This is a genomic window from Actinomadura sp. HBU206391 (assembly GCF_014323665.1).
GTDB lineage: Bacteria > Actinomycetota > Actinomycetes > Streptosporangiales > Streptosporangiaceae > Actinomadura_C.
Genome location: NZ_JABVEB010000374.1, coordinates 1 through 4,350, shown reverse-complemented (window position 1 = coordinate 4,350; position 4,350 = coordinate 1). Strand labels below are relative to the sequence as shown.

Below are 4,350 nucleotides of genomic sequence, written 5' to 3'. Positions count from 1 at the left end.
GGTCACCGACACCGCCTGCTCGAAGGAGGAGGCCGGCCCCTCACCCCGGTGCACGCGACGCCGGGTGTCCAGGAACACGCTGCCGCTGCTCTGCCAGTGCTGCTCTTCACGCCGCACCATGAGCTCGCCATAACGCGCGGTCGAGCGCCAGTGCACGCGCCGCAGGTCATCACCCTGCCGGTACTCGCGTGGGGCGATGTCGTCGTCGCCGGTGCTGGACACCGTACGGGCCCGGCTCTCCCCGCTGCCCGTCCAGGCCCCGGACACCCGGCCGCGCGGCAGGGGGACCAGCGCGGGCGTCACCGTGAGCGTGTCCGAGAGGCTGAACGACCGGTCAAGCTCGACCAGCCCGAAGGGGTCGGCGAGCCGGACCGACAGCGGACCCACCTTGTACCGGCCCCGCACGTCGGAGCGGACCCGGTAGGTGAGCTCGCGAGCGCCGTGCGGCTCGATGCGATCCAGCACGAACCGGGCCTGGGCGCCCAGGGCGTACGGCACCCGGTCCTCGACCAGCAGCAGTCCGGTCGGCAGCCGCGACACGTTCTCCAGGCGCAGGTCGACCTGCGCCTCATGGCCGACCGACAGCCGGCACGGGCCGAGCCGCCGGGCGCAGGCGAGGCGATAGCGGGTCCTGGAGACGGTGACGGCCGAGAGCAGCGGCAGCGCGAGGACGAGCACGCCGGCTCTGAGCAGGTCCCGTTCGCCGAGGAGGAACGCGCACAGGATCGCCGTCACACCGGCGGCGGCGAAGGATCGGCCTCGTGTGGTGAGGGCGGCGATTGTCCTCTTCATCCTCTTGTCCAGGATCGGGCCGACCTACTGACCTCGCGGCCGGCACTGTCTTGTCCCGCGGGCGGCGCGGGCGCGCTCACCCTCGATGCGCGAGTCAGCCGCGCCGGCCGTCCGGTACCGGTACGCGATCGACGAGATCGGCGACGACCTGCTCCGGCAACCGGCGCTCCACCTGGGCCTCCGAACTGGGCAGCAGCCGGTGCGCGAGCACCGGGACCGCGAGCTCCTGCAGGTCGTCGGGCAGCACGTAGTCCCGGTCGTTCAGCGCGGCGTGCGCCCGTGCGGCCCGGACGAGGTGCAGGGTGGCCCGGGGAGAGGCGCCGAGACGCAGTTCCGGGTGGTTACGGGTGGCCGTGACCAGGTCGATCGCGTAGTGCTTCACCGGGGTGGCGACGTGCACCCGCCGGACGACCTCGATGAGGTCGCGGACATCGCTGGCATAGGCCACGGGCACGAGCCCGTCGAGCGGTGAGGACTGCCCGTGCACGTCGAGCATCTCCAGCTCGGCGCCGGGGTCCGGGTAGCCCATCGAGATCCGCGCGGTGAACCGATCCCGCTGTGCCTCGGGCAGGGGGTAGGTGCCCTCCATCTCCACGGGGTTCTGGGTGGCCACCACCATGAACGGGCGTTCGAGGACGTACGTGGTGCCGTCGACGGTGACCTGACGCTCCTCCATGCACTCCAGCAGGGCCGACTGCGTCTTGGGCGAAGCGCGGTTGATCTCGTCGCCGACGACGATGTTGGCGAACACCGGGCCCGGCTTGAACTCGAACTCCCGCAGTTCCTGGTTGTAGGCGCTGACCCCGGTGATGTCGCTGGGCAGGAGGTCCGGGGTGAACTGCACCCGCCGTACCGAGCAGTCGACCGATCGGGCGAGGGCCTTGGCGAGCATCGTCTTGCCGACCCCCGGCACATCCTCGATCAGCAGATGCCCCTCCGCCAGCAGGACCGTGAGCGCCAGCCGTACGACGTCCGGCTTGCCTTCGATGACCGATTCGATGGCCCCACGGATCTTGCTCGCGACCTCCGCCAGCCCGTCCAGCCCACGGCCGATGTCGCCTTGCGTGCTTACTGCCACTAACCCTCCTCAGCCGCTCAAGCGGCCGCGGTCGTTATTCGCCCTCATGTCGCCATCCGTCCTCGTAGCGAGCCGAGCGATGTCACCCACTTTGTGTGCCTTACCGACAGTACGTCGTCGGACGTTCGTTAGCGATGTTGGCGCGTCGGTCCGGCGGGCGTGGTGCGGGGGGTCCATGAAGTCACTTCTCCCGGGGTCATTTTGCTGCACCACTCTGCCGCACCGGCGTCCCTGTCACTCCCCGGACGTGGAACGAGGACGATTTCCACTCAGCTCGGCCGCTTGACACAGTGCGCTACGTCATGGCCGCTGTGCGCCGCTCCATTCCGCTCCACCGCGGCTGACCTGTGCTTTCGCTGGACGACGCGGGCTGAGACGGGTGTTTTGACAGTTGACGGTGGGGAAGAGTGGAGTACAGTGGTGCGCCGTGGAGGGCGGTAGTGCTCCACGGGGCACGGGAGGTGGGGCCGGTGTTTCTCGGTACCCATTCACCGCGCCTCGACGAAAAGGGACGACTTTTCCTGCCGGCCAAGTACCGCGAGGAGCTGTCGGGGGGATTGGTGATCACAAAGGGCCAGGAACGCTGCCTGTACGTCTTCCCCATGGCGGAGTTCCAGCGCATCACCGAGGCGCTTCGCACCGCGCCGGTCACCGCGAAGGCCGTGCGGGACTACAGCCGGGTCTTCTTCGCCAGCGCGTCCGATGAGGTTCCGGACAAGCAGGGGCGGATCACGATTCCGGCGGCACTGCGCAACTACGCGGCGCTGACGAGGGACTGCGCCGTGATAGGGGCCAACACGCGTTTGGAGATCTGGGACTCCCAGGCCTGGGACACCTATCTCGAACAGCAGGAGCAGCAGTTCTCCGACCTGTCGGAGGAGGTGTTGCCCGGGGTTCTATGACGGTTCGAGTCGTCGGTCTCACGACCGGAGCCGGCCCACGTTCGGCCAGGTCTCCACCCGCTCTCCGCGTCAGCTGGCGCAGCTTCCCCGGCGCCAGGTGGCACCCCGCATCCTCGCGGGGACTTCCTCAGGGCAGCGGATGGGGACCTGGCCGGGCGAGGCCTCCGGCGACCGGCGACCCTTGAGCGAGCCGAGGGGCGGCGGTGATGGCTGGACTGAGGAGCGCGCGGAGCGAGGGACGAGCGAGCACGCGACGAGGGAAGCCATCGCCTCAGAGCCGGTCCGCAGGCGAGCGGGGAAGCAGCCACAGTCCGCGAGCGGTGGCGCCACCAGGGGGTGACGAGATGCACAGTGACGACAACACGGCCAGGTCCGGTCACGTACCGGTCATGCTCGGTCGCGTCATGTCGCTGCTGGCTCCCGCGCTGGCCGACCCCGGCCCCGGTGGACGCGCCCCCGTGTACGTCGACGCGACACTGGGCCTCGGCGGTCACGCCGAGGCGATGCTCCAGGCGCATCCACGGCTCCGGCTCGTGGGCCTGGACCGCGACACCACCGCGCTCGAACGTTCCCGTGCGCGGCTCGCCGCCTTCGGCGACCGCGTCACCCTCGCCCACGCCGTCTACGACGAGCTGCCCCAGGTGCTCTCCGATCTGGGCATCGACACGGTGCAGGCCGTGCTCTTCGACCTGGGCGTGTCCTCCCCGCAGCTCGACGAGGCCGAGCGCGGATTCGCCTACTCCCACGACGCCCCACTGGACATGCGAATGGACCAGACGCGAGGGGTGACCGCGGCCGAGGTGGTGAACACCTACACCGCCGAGGACCTCGCGCGCATCCTTCGGGTGTACGGGGAGGAGCGTTACGCGCGCCGCGTCGCCGCGGCGATCGTGCGAGAGCGCGGGCGGGAGCCCTTCACGTACACGCGACGGCTCGCCGACGTGGTCCGCACCGCGATACCGGCTGCGACCCGACGTACCGGGGGAAACCCGGCGAAGCGTACCTTCCAGGCGCTGCGCATCGAGGTGAACGCCGAACTGAGCATCTGGGAGCGCGCGCTGCCCGCCGCCATGGACGCACTGTCCGTGGGCGGGCGCGTGGCCGTTCTCTCCTATCACTCCCTCGAAGACCGGATCACCAAACGCGTGTTCGCCGCCGCCGCGGCCGACACGACACCGCCGGGTCTGCCGGTGCCGCTTCCGGACCGCGAGCCCAGGTTCCGGCTGCTCACCCGCGGCGCCGAGCAGCCCGCAGACGACGAGACGACGACAAATCCGCGAGCCGCGTCGGCGCGCCTGCGCGCCGCCGAGCGGATCCGGGAAACGGGGAGCGGGCCCATGGGCGAGGCGCGTGAGCGCGCCGCGCCGAGGGGCCCGCGGGCGAGGGAACGAGGAGGCACGGCATGACCACGACGACCACGCGTTCGCCGAGGTCCGGGCGGGGGCGCCCAGAGGACACCAAGGCCGGGAAGGCCACGACGGGAACGCGGCCGGCTCCGGGGGGCCCCGCACGCCCGGACGCCCGGCCGAAGACGGCCGCCCCGCAGCCGCGTGAGACCAAGCCGGCGGCCGGCGCCCA

The 4,350-nt window shown here is 70.8% G+C and carries 4 protein-coding genes; 2 read left to right on the top strand and 2 right to left on the bottom strand.

Annotated features, from left to right (window positions below):
• Both HKK72_RS36675 and HKK72_RS36670 read right to left on the bottom strand, forming a co-directional pair.
• Positions 1–792: DUF58 domain-containing protein (locus tag HKK72_RS36675; RefSeq protein ID WP_187238990.1), on the bottom strand; the 792-nt coding region annotated here is incomplete at its 3' end.
• A gap of 94 nt (positions 793–886) precedes the next feature.
• Entirely contained in the window at positions 887–1,870 is a 984-nt protein-coding gene (locus tag HKK72_RS36670) for a MoxR family ATPase (protein ID WP_315987629.1), read from the bottom strand.
• A 470-nt stretch (positions 1,871–2,340) separates the two neighbouring features.
• Here HKK72_RS36670 and mraZ point away from each other — a divergent pair, with 470 nt between their 5' ends.
• Together mraZ and rsmH are read left to right on the top strand one after the other, a co-directional pair.
• Positions 2,341–2,772: a division/cell wall cluster transcriptional repressor MraZ gene (gene mraZ / locus HKK72_RS36665; protein ID WP_187238989.1), complete on the top strand. Its 432-nt coding sequence runs from the start codon at positions 2,341–2,343 to the stop codon at positions 2,770–2,772.
• A gap of 344 nt (positions 2,773–3,116) precedes the next feature.
• The gene (rsmH, locus tag HKK72_RS36660; RefSeq protein WP_187238988.1) at positions 3,117–4,178 is read left to right on the top strand and encodes a 16S rRNA (cytosine(1402)-N(4))-methyltransferase RsmH; all 1,062 of its coding nucleotides are present in this window, start codon (positions 3,117–3,119) and stop codon (positions 4,176–4,178) included.
• Positions 4,179–4,350 lie beyond the last annotated feature (172 nt).

What these genes read in the sequence shown, in the direction of transcription:
- rsmH (WP_187238988.1), top strand. Translation starts at nt 3,117, where the DNA reads ATGCACAGTGACGACAACACGGCCAGGTCCGGTCACGTACCGGTCATG.